Below are 19764 nucleotides of genomic sequence, written 5' to 3' on the forward strand. Positions count from 1 at the left end.
CTCAGGTCTCCCGGAATTCGGTTCGCGCCAGGCCGTTGTCGAGATTGATCGTGGTGCGCAGCCGCATGCGTTCCGGCGTCGGCGTCATGATCAGCACGGCGTCGATCTCGATCTTGAGACCGACGGTCTTGTCGCCAAGCGTGACGTTGACGGTCGTAGCGCTTTCCTTGAGGCGCGGCTCAAAAGTGGCGAGCACCGCACGGATTTCGCGCGCTAAAGTATCGCGGTCGAAATCCCGCGACGAACGGCCCGAAAAGGACGGCACGCCGTAATTGACGACGCTGCGCCGCACCTCCGGAAAGTCGGCAAGCGGCGGCAATTCGTCCAAGGGCTGTTCATGCTCGGCGTCGGAAAGCATCGGGACGGACTCGAAACGCTCTGTGTTGAACAGGGCCTCGATATCGCGCCGGACCGCTTCCCTGAGCACGCGCGCCGACACCACCACGCCGCGGCTTTCGATCTCGGTGCGGTGCTCGGTCTGGAAGACCAGCCTGTGCAGTCGCCGTTTCTGCTCGGGCGTCAATTCCGCATCGGCATCGATGACGCGGGCGCTGCCGGCAAGAAGGGCCTCGACGCGCTCGGCGCCGAGTTCTTCATCCAGCAGGCGGCGCAGCCCATCGATCTCCGACGTCAGCCCGGGCAAATCGTTGACAAGGCGGTCCCAGAGGGAGGGCTGGACCGCCTCGCGTTTTGCCCGAGAGCTGCCGGCGAGCTGCGCCTTCGCGGCCGGCCGCTTGGCCTCACTTGCCGACATAGACGTCCATTTCGATCTCGTCGTCCTTGTCGTAGACGAACTTGATTTTCTTGTAGGCGAAGCTGACCTCTTCCTCGATCAGGTCTGGTTCGTCGTGCGCCTGCCGCATGTCGTATTCCATGATCGAGGCGTCGGTGAGCGTCACCACCAGATAGTCGCTGGTCTCGCCGTCGATGGTGCGGCGTGCCGAGAACACCACCTCGTCGAGCGCCTTGTTCTCGAACAGTGCCTTCTTCAGATAGGGCGACGACTTGTCGTAATGCTTGATGAATTTGATCATACCCATCGACACGCGGCCGCGCCGCGAGAGCGAATTCGGGTCGTAGGGCGCGATCATCTTATAGTCGACGCCATGGATCTCGATTTCGTCTTCATGGCCGTCGCGCTTGCTCGGGCCTTTGATGTCCGGGACTTTCAGGAAGCCGTCGATCTTCGTCGAAGGCGCATCGGTTCTCTCTGGCATTGTCTTTCTCCACCGCTACAAACAAGATGACTTTGCTTAACGATTTTCAGCCCTTCACCGACGGCAGTTCCGATACCAGCCGGAGCGAGGCGTTGATGCCTTCCAGCTGGTAGTGCGGACGCAGGTAGAAACGGGCATTGTAGTAACCGGGCCGGCCCTCGACGCTGTCGACCTGGACCTCGGCCGCGGCGAGCGGGCGCTTGGCGCGCGCCTTGTCATCGGCAAAGGCTGGATTGGCCAGCACATACCGGTTGATCCATTCGGTCAACCAGATCTCCATGTCGGTGCGTTCCTTGAACGAGCCGATCTTGTCGCGCGCAATCGCCTTGAGGTAGTGCGCGAAGCGCGAGACCGGGAAGAGGTAGGGCAGGTTGGCGGAGAGCCTCTCGTTCGCCTGCGCGTCCGGATCGACCAGGCGCCCGGCGCGCGTCTCGTCGTCCTGCAGCGAATGCGCGCCGATGAAGGCCGCGAGGTCGGTATTCTTGCGGTGCAGGATCGGCATCAGGCCGAGTTTCGCCAGTTCCGCCTCGCGCCGGTCGTCGATGGCAACCTCGGTCGGGCATTTCATCGCGATCGATCCGTCGTCGGTCGGGAAGGCGTGCACCGGCAGGTTGAGCACCGTGCCGCCATTCTCGACGCCGCGGATCTGGGTGCCCCAGCCATAGAGCTTGTGGCTGCGGTTGATATTGACGCCCATGGGAAAGGCGGCGTTCATCCAGACATATTTGTTATGGTCGCCGCCCACCTCCTCCTCGAAGGTGAAGCCCTTAACCGGAACGGTCTCCGAGCCGTAGGGCAGGCGTGCCAGCACGCGCGGCATGGTGAGCCCGATATAGCGGGCGTCCTCGCTCTCGCGCAGCGACTGCCATGAGGCATAGGCCGGGTTGTTGACGATCATCTGCAGGTCCTGCGGGTTGGGCAGTTCCTGCCAACTGTCCATGCGGAACAGCCGCGGCGAGGCGGCGGCGATGAACGGCGTGTGCGCCGAGGCGCAGACGCCGGAAACGTTGCGCAGCAGGCCGACGTCGCGCGGGTGGTTGGAGAATTCATAGGCGCCGATGATGCAGCCGATCGGCTCGCCGCCCAGCATCGAATACTCGTCCGTGTAGACCTTCTTGAAGATCGGGCTCTGGTCCCACATCTGGCCTTCATAGTCTTCGAGCGTGTCGGCCAGCTGCTCCTTGGAGATGTTCATCACCCGGATCTTCAGCTTGGTATCTGTCTCGGTGTTGTTGATCAGGTACCAGAGGCCGCGCCACGTGCCCTCCATCTCGCGCACTTCCGGCGCATGCAGGATCTCGTTGACCTGCGTCGTCAGCATCTTGTCGATGCCGGCGATCAGCGACTTGATCGACTTGATCGCGTTGGACGAGATGGTTGTGCTCTCGGAGCGCGACTGTGCGGCCAAAGCCAGGTTGCGCACCAGTTGCTGCAGCTTCTCGCTGTCGTCCTTCTTGACCTTGAAATCCTTTTCAAGGAGTCCGCTGAATTCGCCGAGATCGATGGCTTCCGCCTCGGCGGTGGCGGCTGCGGTCTTTTGCTGTTCGGCCATGACTTACTCCTCGCCCTTGCCGTCATCCATCGCCTGGCTGGCGATCTTGCTCAGCAGCGGCTCGTTGTTCAAAAGCTGCGCGATGCGCTTTTCGGCGTCGACGCGGCCGTCCATGAAGCCCAGCAGCTCCTCGAGCTGACGGCGCATCTTCAGGATCTCGGCCAGTTGCGGGACCTGCTCGGCGATCTTGTCCGGCGCGAAGTCACCCATCTTCGAGAAGGTGAGATCGACCATGAGCTCTTCCTCACGCTCTTGGCCCTCGGCCTGCGGCAGGGTGTTCTTCACCCGCGCCTTCACGCGCGGCCCCATCGCCTCCATGAATTTCGGGAAGCGGTTGGCGTCGGTTTCGACGAAGTTGCGGTCAAGCACCGACTTCGACGCTTCCTTGGTCTGCGAAGCGCCCGCAAGATCGGCCATCACGGCCATGACGAACGGCAGTTCGATCGTCGTCGGGCTGCCGTAGGTTTCGACGTCGTAGGCGATCTGCACGCGCGGCGCGCGGTTTCTTTCGATGACCTTCGCTTTGCTCTCTGCTGGCATGCTTTTCTACCTTTCATCCTTCTGGGCCGGCTTCTTGGGATCGGGAACGCCGGCAAGCAGCCGGAACTCCTTCAGCCCCGACGGGGCGAGATCTTCCATCAGTTCCACGAAATCCATGTGCACCATCCGGCGCACGCGCCGGGCGAGATGCGGGATGGGGCTGGACGGCTCGGTGCGGTCGTAGAAGGCGACCACGAGGTCGAGGCATTTGACGACCTCGTCGCGCGAGTTGATGCGGTCCGGCAGACCGGTGCTCGCTTCCACGGCGCTTGTCACACTTGCCATCGTCTCGGCTCCATGACCGTTGCGGGCGGGCATTGCTGGTTCCGCCGCCGCCTGCGGAGCGGCCTTCGCGGCACCATTCGCCGTGGCGCCGGCACCGGAATTCCGCTCCAGCGTCGTCAGCAAACGCTGCAGGAACTTCTTCAATTCCGGGATAGTGGCGCCATGGCCGTCGATGCGGGCGTTGAGCGCGGCGTCCACCGCATCGAGGGCAGCGATCGCGGCCCGCGCGTCGGCGAGCAGCGAGGTCATCACATCCGCTGCTTGATCGATTTGCGCCGCGCATCCGGTGCGAACGCGGTTCAACAGCTGATTGTGGGCGCTCGTCAGCGCCGCCTTTTCGGCGGCCCCAAGGCCAGAGGCCGCTTCCTGGAGCATGACGCGTTCGTCGAGCGCAGCCTGTTCGAGGTCCCGGCCGCTGATCGGTCCGATCGCGCGCGGGGAGAAGAAGGCCATCTGCCTGAGGTTCGCCAGCAAGCCTTCCTGGCCGTTCTGCAGATCGAGCAGCGCGTTGATGCGCCGCAAGGCAGCATCGCGCGGCGCGCCTGTCCGCAGCGACGGGTGCATGGTGTCCCAATACTGCTCAAAGGTTCGCGCGATCAGCGTCAGGCCTTGGGCGAGGCCGGCCAGCCCTTCCTCGTTGGCCAAGGCCCGCGCGACGATGACCAGCAGGCGCAGGTCCCGGCCGCGGGCGCGCAACTCTTCGGCCTTTTCGAGCACCGCCGCCCAGTCGACAGGACTGGGTTGCGAGGTGGGCTTGCTGTTACCGTCATGGACAACTTTGAGCTGAGGCTCGGCCAGGCGCTCCAGCTCATGAAAGGCCGGGTCGTTGCGCAAGTCCTCTCCCGACGGATTCTCACCGTTCAGAGGATTCAGCCAGAGTGCGAGATCAATCACACCAACCCCCAGCCAGCGGCCCTGAGACCCCTATGTAACGTAACGTTATCACCGGCTTCGCGCGACGACAATTGAGCACCTGCGCAAAAACTAACGGAAGCTAAACGCGACCGTTCTCTTCGGCGAAACCCATTGCGCGATTGCCGGACCCGGTATGTGAAATGGCTCGCATAGCCCGGGCAGCAATCGTGTTTGTTGGCCACGAGTTTGCAAGGCTTGTGTATCCGGGCGGCCGCCCGGATAGATTCAAAAACCTTATCCGCCATGCGGCTTTGTCAAGCAGCCGCTTATATGGCAGGGTACGGTCGGCAGGTTGCGGGAGCAGGTTCGATGGAACAGCGCCGGTCATCGCAGAGCTTCAAGCGTAAGGAACTGGTTGCCAAGCTGAACGCCACCGGGGTGCGCGCCTTCAAGGCCGCGGCCGACACGGCCAAGCTGCGCGGCAATCCTTATGTCGAGCTTGTCCATTTCATCCAGCAGTTGGTGCTGTCAGAACGCTCGGATGTGCAGATGATCATCGCCGACGCCGGACTGGATGCCAGCCGGCTGACGGCCGACATGACCCGAGCCATCGATAAGCTGCCCTACGGCGCCACCTCGGTGGAGGAATTCTCCGACCACATCTTCCACGCCATCCAGGAAGGATGGAACCTTGCGACGCTGGAGTTCGGCGTCGAGGAAGTGCGCAGCGCCCATATCCTGCTTGCCTGCCTGAAGACGCCGGTGCTGGAAGGCCTGGTCTCCAAGATCAGCGCCGAATTCGACAAGATCGACGCCGATGGGGTCATCTCCCGCTTCGCCGATGTCACCGACGGCTCGCTCGAGGCCGGCTCACCGCCCGCCGAGCACGCTGCCGAGACGCCGATGAAGCGCGGTCCGGGCGGGGATTCGGCGCTGGCGAAATACGCCACCGACCTTACACAGCGCGCCCGCGACGGCAAGATCGACCCTGTCGTCGGCCGCGACCCGGAAATAAGGCAGATCGTCGATATCCTCATGCGCCGTCGGCAAAACAACCCGATCCTGACTGGCGAGGCCGGCGTCGGCAAGACCGCGGTGGTCGAAGGTTTTGCGCTCCGCATCGCCCAAGGCGACGTGCCGCCGACGCTGCAGAATGTCAGCGTGCGCATGCTCGATGTCGGGCTGATGCAGGCCGGCGCCAGCGTCAAGGGCGAGTTCGAGAAGCGGCTGAAGGCGGTCATCGACGAGGTCCAAGCCTCAGAGGTGCCGATCATCCTGTTCATCGACGAGGCGCATACGCTGATCGGCGCCGGCGGCGCGGCCGGGACCGGCGATGCCGCCAATCTCCTGAAACCGGCATTGGCGCGCGGCGAGCTTCGCACCCTCGCGGCCACGACCTGGGCTGAGTACAAGCAGCATATCGAGAAGGACCCGGCGCTCACCCGCCGTTTCCAGGTGGTCAAGATCGATGAGCCCTCGGAAGCGGTGGCCGTGCTGATGTTGCGCGGCGTTGCCGGCGTGCTGGAGCAGCACCACAAGGTGCAGATCCTGGACGAGGCGATCGAGGCCGCGGTCTCGCTCTCGCACCGCTACATCCCGGCCAGGCAATTGCCGGACAAGGCGGTCAGCCTGCTCGACACCGCCTGCGCCCGCGTCGCGGTCTCGCAGCATGCGACGCCGGCCGAGGTCGAGGACATCCTGCGCCGCCGCCAGGCACTCGAGGTCGAGAGCGGCATCATTGGCCGCGAAGCCGCAATCGGCATCGACGTCGCCGACCGGCAGGCCCGTGTCGACGCCGGGCTGGCGGAAACCGAGACCGCTTTGGCCGCCGCCCAGGCGCGCTGGGACCGGGAAAAGGCCTTGGTGGCCGAGATACTCGACCTGCGCGCAAAATTGCGCGGCGAGGGCGTGCCGCTCGATGCGGCGCCGGACGAAGGGGCCGCTGCGGAGGCAGAGAGCGCGGAGGGCGCGGCGAAGGCGCCAGAGCAAAGGGCTCGCGAGAGCAAGACTGGCGACGGCAAGGCTGCCGAGACCAAGAAGGCCGAGGCCACGAACGCCAAGGCTGCGAAGGCCGAAGCAGTGTCCGCCGAGCCGGCAGACGAAGCCGCTGCCAACCTGGCGCGGCTGCGCGAACTGATGGCCGAGCTTGCCGCGGCGCAGGGGGAGACACCGCTCATCCTGCCATCGGTCGACCGCAATGCGGTCGCCGCCGTGGTGCAGGACTGGACCGGCATCCCGACCGGACGCATGCTGTCCAGCCAGACCGAAAAGGCGCTCAGGCTCGCCGCGACCCTGTCCGAGCGCGTCGTCGGCCAGGATCACGCGATGGAGATGATCGCCAGGCGCGTGCAGACCAGCCGCGCCGGCCTCGGCGCGCCGGAAAAACCGGTCGGCGTCTTCCTGCTTTGCGGCCCCTCCGGCGTCGGCAAGACCGAGACCGCGCTGGCGCTTGCCGAGACGCTCTATGGCGGCGAGCAGAACCTGATCTCGATCAACATGTCGGAGTTCCAGGAAGCGCATACGGTCTCTACGCTCAAGGGCGCGCCGCCCGGCTATGTCGGCTATGGCAAAGGCGGCATCCTGACCGAGGCGGTGCGCAGGAAACCCTATTCGGTGATCCTGCTCGACGAGGTCGAGAAGGCGCATCCCGACGTGCACGAGATCTTCTTCCAGGTCTTCGACAAGGGCATGATGGACGACAGCGAAGGCCGCCGCATCGACTTCAAGAACACGCTGATCCTGCTCACCTCGAATGTCGGATCCGACGTTATCATGGATCGCACGAAGAACGGCACGGTGCGGACCGGCATCGACCATCTCGATAACGCGCTGCGCGCCCCGCTGCTGAAGGTCTTCCCGGCCGCCTTCCTAGGCCGCGTCGTCACGATACCCTATTATCCGTTGTCGGATTCCATGATCGAGGCGATCGCCCGTCACCAGTTCGGCAAGATCGCCAAGCGCCTCAAGGATACCAACGATGCCGAGCTGGTGATCGGCGACGGCGTCATGGACCTGGTCAAGGCGCGCTGCACGGAGATCGAATCCGGCGGCCGCATGATCGACGCCATCCTCACCAACACGCTGCTGCCGGAGCTCAGCCGCGGCGTCCTCAACCGCTCGCTCGAGGGCAAGAAGATGGCGAAAGTCATCGTCGGCGCGTCGCCGGAAGGATTTACCTACGCGTTCGAATAGGCCTTCATAGCAAGGGGAAGCCGCCTTTGCGCGACCGGATGGTCGATGCCTCGCGCCGCCGGGCTGGGAGCCTGCTTGCCAACTCAAAGGCGTCTTGTCTTGCGCCACTCCTCATACTCTGCGCGGGCATCGTCGTGCAGCGGATAGTAGCGTTGCAACGGAGCGCCCTGCATCAGCTTCTCGCGTGAAAACTCTTCCCAATCGTGGTGTTTCTGAGCCTCCTCGATGACCTTGGCGGCCATTGCGACGGGAACCACCACCGCGCCGTCATCGTCGGCGACGATGATGTCGCCGGGTATCACCGTCACGCCGCCGCAAGCAATCGGGACGTTGACCGCATTGGGATAGATCCTGGTCTGCACATGATAGTTTGGCGTCCAGCCGCGCAGCCATAGCGGCAGATCGAGCTTTTCGACATTGGGCCGGTCGCGCATGCATCCGTCGATGACGATGCCGGCGCCGCCTCGGCCCTTGAAATAGGTGGACATCATATCGCCGAAGACGCCCGAGCTCATGTCGCCGCGGGCGTCGACCACGACCACGTCGCCCTCCTGCGCATGATAGAGCACATGCCGGTGCAGTTGCGTTTCCGGATCGGTATATTCTCCTTCGTCGAATAGGTCCGGCCGTTGCGGCAGGAATTGCAGCGTCAGCGCCGGCCCGACGATCGACTTCCCATGGTTCTGCGCCACCGGGCCGACCATGTGCGGACTGCGGAAGCCCATGTGGCCGAGCGTGCCGGCAACGGTCGCGGCGCCGATCTCTTTCAGCGCATCGATCAGGTCCTTGGGCGGACGCGTAATGTCGGAAATATGCGTCATTGTCGAACTCCGGATGAGTTGGAACTACCAGTTGGTGACAGAACCGTCGCGGCGTTTGAGATGCGGCGCTTCCCAGAAGCGGAAACTCTGCGCCTTGATCGCCTCCTCGTTGACCTCGACGCCGAGCCCCGGCAGATCGCTCACCGGGTAATCTGGGCCGTCCAACCGCGGCTGCACGGGGAAGAAGTCGGAATTGTCGAAGCCCAGCTTCCTTTCGGGCGCCCTGGTTTCGAGCCAGGCGAAGTTGGGCACGGCGGCGGCCAGATGCACGGTCGCGGCGGTGCACACCGGACCGAGCGGATTGTGCGGCATCAGGTCCACATAATGCGCCTCGCTCCAGCCGGCGACCTTCATCGCCTCGGTGAGCCCGCCGACATTGCAGACATCGAGCCGGTTGAACTGATGAATGCCGCGCTCGATGTAGGGCAGGAACTGCCACTTGCTGGCAAATTCCTCGCCGATGGCAAAGGGAATGTCGGTCATCCTGCGCAGGGACTCGTAGGCCTCCGGCGTCTCGTCGCGTATCGGCTCCTCGAGGAAATCGAGCACGCCGCGGCCGAGCTTGCTGCAGAAGCTCGCGGCCTCCGCCACCGACAGCCGATGATGATAGTCGATGCCGAGCACCACATCCTCGCCCAGCGCCTCACGCGCCTTGTTCAGCATGCTCGCCGTAGCGCCGATTGACTCGCGCGGCTCGAAGATGTCCTTGCTGTTTTGGCCGGCGGGAAAGAAGCGGATGGCCTGCCATCCCTGCGCGCGCAACTCATGGGCGCGTTCGATGGCAGCATCGCCCTCGGCCTCGTCTCCGGTCGACGCGAAGGTGGGAATGCGGTCGCGCTGCTTGCCGCCGAGCAGGTCGTAGACCGGCACTCCCAGCGCCTTGCCCTTGATGTCGTGAAGGGCGATGTCGATGGCGGAAATCGCCGCCTGCAGAACCCGCCCGCCCTCGAAATACTGGCTACGATAAAGCTCCTGCCAGATCCGGCCGATCTGCATGGCGTCGCGGCCGACGAGGAACTCGCGATAATGCTCGATGGCGCCGGCCACGGCCTTCTCGCGGCCGCTCAAGCCGCTCTCGCCCCAGCCGAAGATGCCCTGGTCGGTCTCGACCTTGACAAGCATCTGGTTGCGCGTTCCCACCCACACTGGGTAGGGCTTGATCGCGGTGATCTTAAGTTTCGTCGTCATTCGCGCCACGTCCGCACGCATCCACCGCGTCAATCGGCCCTGAGGGCCATTTCGGTTTCGCTGTCGAACAGATGCATCCGCTCCTGGTCGAACTCGAGCCAGATCCGCTCGTCGGGCGCGACGGCAATGCTCGGCGGCACGCTGACATTGACGATGGCGCCGGACAGGAAGGCCTGAACGAATGTCACGTCTCCGGTCGGCTCCACCGTGTAGGCCTTGGCCGGAACGCTGCCCGGCACCGCACTCTTGTGCAGCTTGATCGTCGAGTGTCGCGCGCCGAGCACGACTTTCCGGGTCGTTGCTGTCGCGACCTTCCGCGCATTGGGCGGCGACAGCTCAAGGCTCCAGCCCTCCGCGCTGGTCAACACCGTGCCGCCGTTCGCCGTCGATGCCTCGAGCGGAATAAGGCTCATCGCCGGGCTGCCCACGAAGCTCGCGACGAACATGTTCACGGGATGGGCGAAAACCTGCGCCGGCAAATCATATTGCTGCAGATAGCCGCCGTTCATCACCGCCATCCTATCCGCCATAGTCACGGCCTCGAGCTGGTCGTGCGTCACATAGATGATCGTCGCCTTCAGGTCCTGGTGGAACCGCTTTATCTCGGACCGCATCTGCACGCGCAGCTTCGCATCGAGATTGGAGAGCGGCTCGTCCATCAGGAACACCGCCGGATCTCGAACGAGGGCGCGGCCCAGGGCCACGCGCTGCTGCTGACCACCTGAAAGTTCGCGCGGCTTGCGCTCGAGCAACTGCGTCATATCGAGCACGCGCGCCGCTTCCCTGACCTTCCTGTCGATCTCGTCCTTGGGCAGCCTGCGCATCTGCAGCGGGAAGGCCAGGTTCTTGTAGACCGATTTCTGCGGGTAGAGCGCATAGTTCTGGAACACCATCGCGATGTCCCGGTCCTTGGGATCTAGGTGGTTGACCACGCGGTCCCCGATGACGATGTCGCCCGATGTTGCCGAGGTCAGACCCGCCACGAGATTGAGCGTGGTTGTCTTGCCGCAGCCTGAAGGGCCGACGAGAGCGACGAACTCGCCGTCATTGACCGTCAGCGAGACGTCGTTGACAGCTTTGAAGCCGCCATAGGTCTTGACGAGATCTTTGAGGACCACGTGGGCCATCGGCAGCGACTCCTAGTGCTTGACCGCGCCTTCCGTCAGGGCGCGTACGAAGTATCGTTGCAGGACAAGAAACAGCACGACGACGGGCACGCTCATCATGAAGCTTGCCGCCATCAGGCCCGGGAAATCCGTCGTATTTTCCGAGAAGAAGCGCTGGATGCCGACCGGCAGGGTCAACTGCTCGTTCTTGGAGAGGAAGGTGTAGGCGTAGATGTACTCGTTCCAGGCGCCGATGAAGGAATAGATCGCGGTGGCGATGATCCCCGGCGTCGAGAGCGGCATCACGATCAGGATGAAGGCCTGGAACCGTGTGGCGCCGTCGATGCGTGCCGCCTGCTCGAGCTGCACCGGGATATTGTCGTAAAAGCCCTTGAGCAGCCAGATCGCCAGCGGCAGGCCGAAGGTCAGATAGGTGAGGATGAGCGAACCATGCGTGTTCACCAGCCCGAGCGCACGCATCAGGATGAACAGCGGCACGAGAAAGATCACCGCCGGGAACATGTTTCGGAGCAGCACGGCGAAGAACAGGAAGTTTCGGCCCGGGAAGGTAAAGCGCGAAAACGCGTAAGCCGCGGGAACCGCCACGATCACCGAAAGGATGGTCGTGGCAGTGGAAACGTAAAGGCTGTTCCAGAAGAAGCGCAGGAAATCCTGACCGACGCTGTTCTGCGGATCGAGCAGCTTCTGGTAGCTGGCAAGGGTAGGCTGATCCGGCCACCATTGCGGCGGAAATTGCATCGCCGCGAAGCCGGACTTGATCGAGGTCAGCAGCATCCAGATCATCGGCAAGGCGGTGTAAAGCAGCATGAACACCAGGAATATGCGGCCGCCCCACCGCCATCCGTCGATTCGCATGCGGCGACGGGCCTGGTTTCGAGGGGCTGTCTCGGCAATCGTGCTCATGCGCTCCCGTCCTTCCGCTCGTTGCCGCTCAGCGCACGGACATAGAAATAGCCGAGTGTCATCAGGATGAAGAACAGCAGCACCGAATAGGCCGACGCCACGCCCCAGCGCTGCCGGCCGAAGGCAAGCTCATAGATGTGGGTGATCCAGATATGCGACGCGTTGGACGGCCCGCCGCCGGTCATGATCCATGGGATGATGAAGGAGTTGAAGTTGGCTACCGCGAGCAGCAGGATCGTCACCGTCGAGACGTTTCTCAAATGCGGGAAGGTGACGTGCCAGAAGCGCTGCCATGCATTGGCCCCGTCGACCGTCGCCGCGCGCAGCAACTGGTCGGGAACCGTCTGCAGGCCGGCCATCATCATGATCATGGCAAACGGAAACTCGCGCCAGATATTGACGACGATCAGGGAGGGCAGCACCGTGCTGACATTGTCGATAAAATTCGGCGGCCCTCCGGCCAATCCGAGGCCAACCAGAACCGCGCCGATGACCCCGAAATCCGAATGGTAGATCCACTTCCAGATATAGGAAGCGGCGACCGCGCTGATGACCCAGGGAATGATCAGGATGGCGCGCAGGATACCGCGGCCGACAAAGTCGCGGTGGAGCGCCAGCGCGGCGCAAAAGCCAAGGACGAAGGAAATGAAAGTGGAGGCCGCTGTCCAGATAAGCGTGTTCCAGGTGACCTTCCAGAACACCTCGCTTGTGAGGATGGCCGTGTAGTTGTTGATGCCGACGAAGATCTTGTCGCGGAGCTGCAGGCCGGGCGGGGTGTTGAAGAAGGACAGCTCGACTGTGTAGTAGATCGGATAGGCGATGACGATGAGCATTACGGCGATCGCGGGAAGCACATACGCGTAGTCGGCGCGATGCTCCCAGATACTGCGGAGCACGCCGGACCCGGCGGGTTGCAATCTGCGGCGAGCCTCGGCCTTGCCGGTCGCGATCGTCACTGTAGCGCGCCCTTGTTCTTGGGGAAGGATCGGCTGCGCTCACGGCGCAGCCGATCCGATAGTCGGTCAGGCCCGGATTAGAGCCCGCCTCCCATCAGGTCTTTCACCTTCTTGGCCGCGTCCTCCGCCGCCTGATCGACGGTCATCGCTCCGGTCAGGGCATTCTGCAGCATGTCCGGGATGATGATGTTCATGATTTCGGGCGACTGCGGCAGCGCCGGGAACGGGATGCCGTATGGCAGCATCGAGGTCGTGACGTCGAGGAACTTGATGTTGTCCAGACGTTCCTTCATCCATTTGGTCTTGAAGCCGTTGAGGTTGCCCGGGTTCGAGCCGGCATAGGCCATCTTCAGCGACCATTCCGGGCTCGTCCACATGCAGATGATGGCCTTTGCGGCCGGCTCGTCCACCTTGCCCCCCTCGACATATTCGGGCTTCAGGATGTGGATGTTCGAGCCGCCGAACACGACGGCGCGCTTGCCGTCGGGGCCGGTCGGAATGAGGCCATAGCGCATGTTGTCGATGACGGTCTGTGCCTTGTCCTTGTCGGTGCCCGTCGCCTTCTTCTGCAGATCGAGCATGACGTTGTAGTCGGACGGATGCGAGATCATCATGCCGAGCTGGCCGGCGAGAAACAGGGGCTGGTTGTCGGCCTGCTGGTTGGTGAGCGCCGAGACCGGAACCGATTTGTCGCGGACATACATGTCGTAGGAGGCCTGCAGCGCCGCCTTGCTCTGCGGGCTGTCGAGCTCGATCTGCTTGTACGTTGGGTTGGGGGTAGCCTCGTCGAAGACGCCGCCGCCATAGGCCCACAACTGCGGCATGAAGCGATAAGGCGTGTTGCCGGCATTCTTGCGCGCCACCAGGCCGTAGCCGGCAATGCCGAGCTTGTCGTGGATCTGCTTGGAATATTTGACGACGTCGTCCCAGGTGGCCGGGGGCTTGTTCGGATCGAGGCCCGCGCGCTTGAAGATGTCGGCGTTCCAGATGAAAGCCATCGTCTCGTTGTTGGTCGGAATTCCGTAGGTCACGCCGTCCCAGGTGACGGCCTTCATGGCGCCGGGCCAGAAGTCCTCGGTCGAATACCCCACATCCTCGGGCTTGAGCGGCTGCAGATAGCCCTTCGAGGCGAACTCGGTGCCGCCCAGGATTTGCAGGCGGACCGCCATTGGCGCCGCGTTGCCGAGCAGCGCCGTGCGGAACTTGTCGAGAAGGTCGTTGTAGGTGAGGGCTTGTTCCTCGAGCTGGATGTTCGGATAGGTCTTGCGGAAGGTTGCGAAGAAATCCTTATAGTACTGGCGCAAAAGGTCCGGGTCGCCCTCGAACACGCCCTGGTACCAGAAGGTCAGTCGGCCCTTGTAGTCGAGCGGGGTGACCTTGGCGCAATCGCCCGCAGTGTCAAAATCCTGCGTGCCCGCAATGGAGCGCACATATTCCGGCGACCACTTGCTCAGGTCGACCGGCGGCGCGCCCAGCGCCGGCGCGGCCATCAACGATGCCATTAACGCAGTGGAGACAGTGCCGCGCAGGACGGCACCGCCGAGCGTAATCCTCGTCATAGGTATCCTCCAGGTTTCTCTCCCGTGCCGCTCTGCGTCGAGGCAAGCGGTCGTTGCTCGTTCGATCGCGGGATATTTGCCAGTTCTAATGTATCCCTTCGACGACTTTGTACGTTTTCAGATCACAGATTATCTGTCAACGCGAAGAATCGTACATTGTTTTATCGAAACCGAGCGTGATATAGGGCGGAGGGTGTATTCACTTGGGGGAGATGGGCCTTGGCCGAGACAAGCGATTTCAAAGCGGAGCCACCTGCGGGAATTGACCCCATCGGGGCTTCCAGCGAGGGCGCCTCGCTTTATGAACTGATCAGGGATGACATCATCGAAGGACGGCTGGCCGCCAACGAACGGCTTGTGGTCGCCGATCTCGCCCGGCGTCACGGCACCTCGACCAACCCGGTGCGCGAGGCCCTGCAATTGTTGCGCGGAGAGGGCTTTGTCATCTTCAGTCCCAATCGCGGGGCACGCGTGCGACCCATAGATCAGGACTTTGTCCGGGATATCTACGAGATCGGCGTCCTGATCGAACCCGCCCTGACGCGATGGTTCGTGAACATGGCCACCGACGAGGACATCGCCGAGCTCGAACGTCTCCAGAACCTGATCGAGGAGAACAATTTTGCCGACACGTTCAGGCACAGCGAGCTCGATACCGCCTTCCACACCGTGATGTACCAGCGGCATTATAACCGCCATGCGGCCGAGCTCTGGTGGAAGCATCGCGAGGTGCTGAGGGCGGTCAGCCGGCGGTTCAATTTCACGCTTGCCAGGCGCGCCGCGATCATCCGCGAGCACCGCGAGCTCATCGCGCTGGTAAAATCGGGAGAGGCCGAGAAGGCGGCCGAACTCATTGCCCGCCATGTCGAGGGCTCCGGCCGGCATGTCCTCGAACACATGCGCGCGCGAAGCGCCGCCCGGGCAGGGTAGCCGATCCGCAACACCGTCAGCCTGGCCGTTTCAGAGAGGATAGTCCAGATGAAAATCACCAGCATTCGGCCATGGCTGATCAAGTCCGATGCTTCTTACTGGGGAGAGTTCCTGTTCGTCGAAGTGACGACCGACGAGGGGGTGAGTGGCTGGGGGGAGATCACCACGACGACAAAGCTCGCCAACCGCGCGCTCTGCACGATCCTGCGGCAGATCGGCGCCGCCATGACAGGCGAGGATCCGGCGCGTATCGAGTATCTCTGGCACAAGATTTTCCGCAGCTTCACCTATATGGGCAGCCGCGGCGCCGCCGTCGAATGCGTCAGCGCCATCGACATCGCCCTCTGGGATATCCGTGGCAAAGTCCTCGGCAAGCCGATCTACGAACTGCTGGGCGGACCGGTGCGCGACGAAATCGCGCTTTATACCCATCCCAACCAGGCCAAATTCACCAGCAAGGAAGCCGTGATCCGCGAAATTCGCGACATCGTCGAGTCCGGTCACACCGGCCTCAAATTCGATCCTTTTCCCCATCAGGGCCCCAGCGTCGATGGCGTAGCCCGCGAAAGGCGGGACGGTTATCTCGACGGCAGCATGACCCGCAAGGACGAGCGCGAGGCCGCCGAACTGACGGCCCTGATCCGCGAAACGGCAGGCCCCGATGTGGACATCCTCATCGATGCGCATGGCCGCTTCGATGTTCCGACCGCCATTCGCCTCTGCCGCAGCCTCGAAGAGGCGGGCCAGATCGACTGGTTCGAGGAGCCCTGTCCGCCCGAGAGCCTCAATGCCCTCAAACAGGTGCGCGACAAGGTCAGCGCCGCCGTCTCGTGGGGCGAGCGCGGCCACACGAAGTGGGATTTCGTGCCGGTGCTCGAGGGCAAGCTCGCCGACTACATCATGCCGGACGTCACCTGGACCGGCGGCGTCACCGAGCTCAAGAAGATTTCCGCCCTGTGCGAAGCCTATTACGTGCCCGTCTCGCCGCATGACGCCGCCGGACCGATCAACGTGGTCGCGGGAGCGCAGGTGATGATGACGGTTCCCAACTTCTACAAGCTCGAAACCTCGGAGTGGGACCTCTCCAAATACGACCACCTCATAGACAGGCCGCTCGACGTTTCGAACGGCAGCCTCAGGCTGACCTCGAAGCCGGGTCTCGGTGTTGAGATGAATCGCGACTACCTGCAGGCCCACGAGATCGAGTTGGGCTAGCGCTACTGCCGGCCGCGCGACGGGCGACCAGTTCCGCCGACCAAAACGAGGACAAGCCATGCCAAAGACGAGTGGAGCCGACGAAGCTCTCAATCGGATCAACACCAATTCCAGGCCGTCCGAGCTTCGCATCACCGACATGCGGGTGGCCGAAATCGTCGGCGCGCCGTTCACCTCGGCGCTGCTCAAGATCTATACCAACCAGGGCATCGTCGGGCTTGGCGAGGTGCGCGACGGCGCCAGCGCCACTTATGCGCTGATGCTGAAGAGCCGGCTGCTCGGCGAGAATCCCTGCGATGTCGACCGGCTATTCCGCCGCATCAAGCAGTTCGGCGGGCACGGGCGGCAGGGTGGCGGCGTGTCGGCGGTCGAGATCGCGCTCTGGGATCTCGCCGGCAAGGCCTATGGCGTGCCGATCTACCAGATGCTGGGCGGCAAGTTCCGCGATCACGTGCGCGTCTATTGCGATACCGACGCCGAGAAACCGAGCGGCACCGAGACCGGTAAACGCCTCAAGGAACGCATGGACCGCGGGTTCACCTTCCTCAAGATGGATCTCGGCTTGATGCAGATCGCCCACATTCCGGGTGCTGTGACATCGCCCGCCGGCGCGCTCGAAGGGTTTCACGCCAATCCGCGCGGCCGCGGCGGCACGATCGAGGAGCGCAAGGCCCGCAATCTCGCCTATGACGCGCAGAACGTGCGGCACCCGTTCACCGGTCTGCATTTCACCGAGAAGGGCATCGATCTTCTCGAGCGGTACATCCACGAGGTTCGCGAGGTCATCGGCTACGAGATCCCTTTGGCCATCGACCATGTCGGCCACATCTCTCTGCAAGACGGCATCCGCCTGTCGCGCCGCATCGAGAAGTACGTCCCGGCCTGGCTCGAGGACGTCATTCCCTGGCAGTACACCGAGCAATACCGACAGCTGCAGCAAGCGACCTCGGTGCCGATCTGCACCGGCGAGGACATCTACCTCAAGGAGGCCTTCGACCCTCTGCTGAGAAGCGGCGGTCTCTCCGTCGTCCATCCGGACCTGCTCACCAGTGGCGGTATCCTCGAGACCAAGAAGGTCGGCGACATGGCGCAGGACCACGGCGTCGCCATGGCGATCCACATGGCCGAAAGCCCGATCGCCGCGATGGCCGCGGCGCATGTCGCGACTGCGACCGAAAACTTCATGGCGCTCGAATACCATTCCGCCGATGTCGACTGGTGGGACGATATCGTCACCGGCCTGCCCAAACCGTTGGTGAAGGACGGCTTCATCACTGTTCCGGACAGACCGGGCCTGGGGATCGACGATGTCGTCGACGAAGTGATCGCGCAGCATCTGCAGCCCGGTGTCACGGGGATATGGCAATCCACCGAGCATTGGGACAATGAATATAGCTGGGACCGGACCTGGAGTTAGCCAGATCGCCCGCCCTCATTCCCCCAGGTTCACAGGGCCAACGACCGACCATTCGTGTCGACCTCTCCCAAGGGAGAGGTGAAGAAGGAAACGGACGAAACCATGATCTACGAACTGCGTATCTATGACTGCCTGCCGGGCAGGCTGCCGGCATTGCTAAAGCGCTTTTCCGACCAAACGCTGGCCATCTGGGAGAGGCATGGCATCCGCCAAGCCGGGTTTTTCACCACGGCGATCGGCGAAAACAGCAATCGCCTCACCTATTTCCTCGCCTGGGAATCGCTGGCCGAGCGTGAGGCGAAATGGGCGGCTTTCGTCACCGATCCGGCATGGCACAGGGCCCGGGACGACTCTGAGCGCGACGGGCAGATCATTGCCAATATCAGCAGCCAGCTGCTCACGCCGACAGCTTTCTCGTCTGTGAACTAGGACTGCGCCATGAAGATCACCGACCTGCGCTGCGCCGTCATCGGTCAGCACCCGATCGTGCGCATCGTGACCGACGAAGGTCTTCACGGCCTTGGCGAAGTCGAGTTCACCAAGACCTACCTCAAGCCCTTTGTGCTGCATTTCCGCGAGGCGCTGATCGGCGAGGACCCGACCGATGTCGAGCGAGTGATGCTGAAGATCCGCCAGCGCGGCTCGTTCAAGCCCTATGGCGCAGCGGTGAGCGCGATCGAACATGCGCTGTGGGACATTGCCGGCAAGGCCGCCGGCGTTCCGGTCTATAAGCTGCTTGGCGGCAAGGTGCGCGACAAGGTGCGCGTCTACAACGGCTCGATCCGCCGCAAGCGCACCGGCGACCGGCCGGAGGACTACGCCGCCGACGTCAAATGGATGATGGAGCAGCCGCAGAACTTCTTCATGATCAAGCAGGGAATCTCGTTCCACTCCAATATGAAGGACACCATCGAGGGCTTCCATTACGGCGTGACGCAGAAGAAGGCCGGCTATCACGGCGCCATGGATCAGGGCGTTATCAGCGAGCGCGGTTTCAACCATATGCTCGACTGCGTGATCGCGATGAAGGAAGTGCTGGGCGACAAGGTGAGCCTGGCGCTCGACTGCGGCCCGGGCTGGATGTTGCCCGACGCGATCAAATTCGCCCGCGCGGTCGAGAAGTACAATTTGATGTGGCTGGAGGACATGCTGACCGGCGACTATGTGCCGTGGGTCAATCCGCAGGCCTATCGCGAGCTGACCGCCTCCACCTCGACGCCGATCCATACCGGCGAGCAGATCTATCTGCGGCACAATTTCAAGGAGCTGATCGAGACGCAAGCGGTGCGCGTCATCGGCCCCGACCCGGCCGATATAGGCGGCATCGCCGAGCTCAAATGGGTGGCCGAGCACGCCTACATGCATTCCATCCTGATGGCGCCGCACGGCACCGCCAACGGCCTGCTCGGTCTTGGCGCGCTGATCAATGTCTGCGCCACCTTGCCCGCCAACTACATCGCCTTCGAATATCCGAGCGCCTCCGATCCCTGGTGGGAAGACATCGTCATCGGCCTGCCGTCGCAGATCGTGAAGGACAGCATGGTGGACCTGCTGGAAGCGCCGGGACTGGGGCTCGATATCGATGCCGAGGCGGCCAGGAAATATCTCAGGGAAGAGGATGCGGGTTTCTTCGACTGAGCGTAGAAGCTTCGGCGCAGGGGAATGTCGGGAGAAGAGAGGATGGTGCCAGAGGCGGAATCCAAGTCAGAGAAATCTGGCTGTCGTTTCAAATGGTTAAGACTCGCGCAAAAGCAGTGCTAACCAACAAAAAATACCAACAAAATATTTCTGTGGATTGGTTTGGTTCCCGAATATTACTCGCAGGTCCCAACTCGACGCAGCTGGACTGCTGCCGGTCGCCATTAAGGCAGTCCGACTTTGTCAAGCGCATGGCGCAAGTTGACCGAAGTGACCTCCTGCTGACAAAGTCTTGAACGTCTGCTTCGCGCCTAATGTCGGCCGTAGTCTTGAGCTCTTTCGTTGACCCAAAGCTGTCGTTCGCCAGAT

Annotated in this window: 17 protein-coding genes; 6 read left to right on the forward strand and 11 right to left on the reverse strand. The window is 62.8% G+C overall.

Translation table 11 applies throughout. From position 1 onward, the window contains the following. Position 1: 1 nt before the first annotated feature. Genes tssE through tssA form a run of 5 tightly spaced genes read right to left on the reverse strand, consistent with a single transcriptional unit; the run spans position 2 to position 4488 of the window. Complete coding sequence (gene tssE, locus LB529_RS25760) at positions 2-754, reverse strand: type VI secretion system baseplate subunit TssE (RefSeq protein WP_095765811.1); 753 nt, start codon at positions 752-754, stop codon at positions 2-4. Beyond that, positions 741-1217, reverse strand: a complete 477-nt coding sequence (locus LB529_RS25765) for an Hcp family type VI secretion system effector (protein WP_095765810.1) — start codon at positions 1215-1217, stop codon at positions 741-743. Before LB529_RS25765 ends, tssE begins: the two co-directional genes overlap by 14 nt. Positions 1218-1263: 46 nt before the next feature. Beyond that, entirely contained in the window at positions 1264-2769 is a 1506-nt protein-coding gene (gene tssC / locus LB529_RS25770) for a type VI secretion system contractile sheath large subunit (protein WP_224712695.1), read from the reverse strand. 3 nt (positions 2770-2772) lie between these two features. Beyond that, complete coding sequence (tssB, locus tag LB529_RS25775; protein WP_095765809.1) at positions 2773-3309, reverse strand: type VI secretion system contractile sheath small subunit; 537 nt, start codon at positions 3307-3309, stop codon at positions 2773-2775. Positions 3310-3315: 6 nt separating this feature from the next. After that, entirely contained in the window at positions 3316-4488 is a 1173-nt protein-coding gene (tssA, locus tag LB529_RS25780; RefSeq protein ID WP_224603289.1) for a type VI secretion system protein TssA, read from the reverse strand. Positions 4489-4818: 330 nt separating this feature from the next. On the opposite strand from tssA, the gene tssH reads away from it, so the two are divergent. After that, on the forward strand, positions 4819-7641 hold the full coding sequence (gene tssH, locus LB529_RS25785) for a type VI secretion system ATPase TssH (RefSeq protein WP_224712696.1): 2823 nt from the start codon (positions 4819-4821) through the stop codon (positions 7639-7641). A gap of 83 nt (positions 7642-7724) precedes the next feature. Here the strand turns inward: tssH and LB529_RS25790 are convergent, their stop codons facing one another. The 6 genes from LB529_RS25790 to LB529_RS25815 form a co-directional block, all read right to left on the reverse strand. Beyond that, entirely contained in the window at positions 7725-8462 is a 738-nt protein-coding gene (locus LB529_RS25790) for a ribonuclease activity regulator RraA (protein WP_224712697.1), read from the reverse strand. Positions 8463-8486: 24 nt separating this feature from the next. Further along, positions 8487-9650: a mandelate racemase/muconate lactonizing enzyme family protein gene (locus LB529_RS25795; protein ID WP_224712698.1), complete on the reverse strand. Its 1164-nt coding sequence runs from the start codon at positions 9648-9650 to the stop codon at positions 8487-8489. A 29-nt stretch (positions 9651-9679) separates the two neighbouring features. Further along, positions 9680-10777 (reverse strand): ABC transporter ATP-binding protein, encoded by a 1098-nt coding sequence (locus tag LB529_RS25800; RefSeq protein ID WP_224712699.1) that lies wholly within the window; start codon positions 10775-10777, stop codon positions 9680-9682. Positions 10778-10789: 12 nt separating this feature from the next. Further along, the gene (locus LB529_RS25805) at positions 10790-11680 is read right to left on the reverse strand and encodes a carbohydrate ABC transporter permease (protein WP_224627407.1); all 891 of its coding nucleotides are present in this window, start codon (positions 11678-11680) and stop codon (positions 10790-10792) included. Further along, the gene (locus tag LB529_RS25810) at positions 11677-12636 is read right to left on the reverse strand and encodes a carbohydrate ABC transporter permease (RefSeq protein ID WP_224712700.1); all 960 of its coding nucleotides are present in this window, start codon (positions 12634-12636) and stop codon (positions 11677-11679) included. The genes LB529_RS25805 and LB529_RS25810 overlap by 4 nt, the downstream gene beginning before the upstream one ends. A 77-nt stretch (positions 12637-12713) precedes the next feature. Then, the gene (locus tag LB529_RS25815) at positions 12714-14195 is read right to left on the reverse strand and encodes an ABC transporter substrate-binding protein (protein ID WP_140844144.1); all 1482 of its coding nucleotides are present in this window, start codon (positions 14193-14195) and stop codon (positions 12714-12716) included. 219 nt (positions 14196-14414) lie between these two features. On the opposite strand from LB529_RS25815, the gene LB529_RS25820 reads away from it, so the two are divergent. The 5 genes from LB529_RS25820 to LB529_RS25840 all read left to right on the forward strand — a co-directional run bounded on the left by LB529_RS25820 (position 14415) and on the right by LB529_RS25840 (position 19395). Next, complete coding sequence (locus LB529_RS25820; RefSeq protein ID WP_140844146.1) at positions 14415-15125, forward strand: GntR family transcriptional regulator; 711 nt, start codon at positions 14415-14417, stop codon at positions 15123-15125. 48 nt (positions 15126-15173) lie between these two features. Next, entirely contained in the window at positions 15174-16340 is a 1167-nt protein-coding gene (locus LB529_RS25825) for a mandelate racemase/muconate lactonizing enzyme family protein (protein ID WP_224707964.1), read from the forward strand. Positions 16341-16398: 58 nt separating this feature from the next. Then, complete coding sequence (locus tag LB529_RS25830; protein ID WP_224712701.1) at positions 16399-17757, forward strand: mandelate racemase/muconate lactonizing enzyme family protein; 1359 nt, start codon at positions 16399-16401, stop codon at positions 17755-17757. Positions 17758-17859: 102 nt separating this feature from the next. Then, positions 17860-18186, forward strand: coding sequence for an NIPSNAP family protein (locus tag LB529_RS25835; protein ID WP_224712702.1), 327 nt, complete (start codon positions 17860-17862; stop codon positions 18184-18186). Positions 18187-18195: 9 nt separating this feature from the next. Beyond that, entirely contained in the window at positions 18196-19395 is a 1200-nt protein-coding gene (locus LB529_RS25840; protein ID WP_224712703.1) for a mandelate racemase/muconate lactonizing enzyme family protein, read from the forward strand. Positions 19396-19764: the final 369 nt, after the last annotated feature.

Origin of the sequence: Mesorhizobium sp. CA5 (genome assembly GCF_020165105.1) — a bacterium.
Lineage (GTDB): Bacteria > Pseudomonadota > Alphaproteobacteria > Rhizobiales > Rhizobiaceae > Mesorhizobium.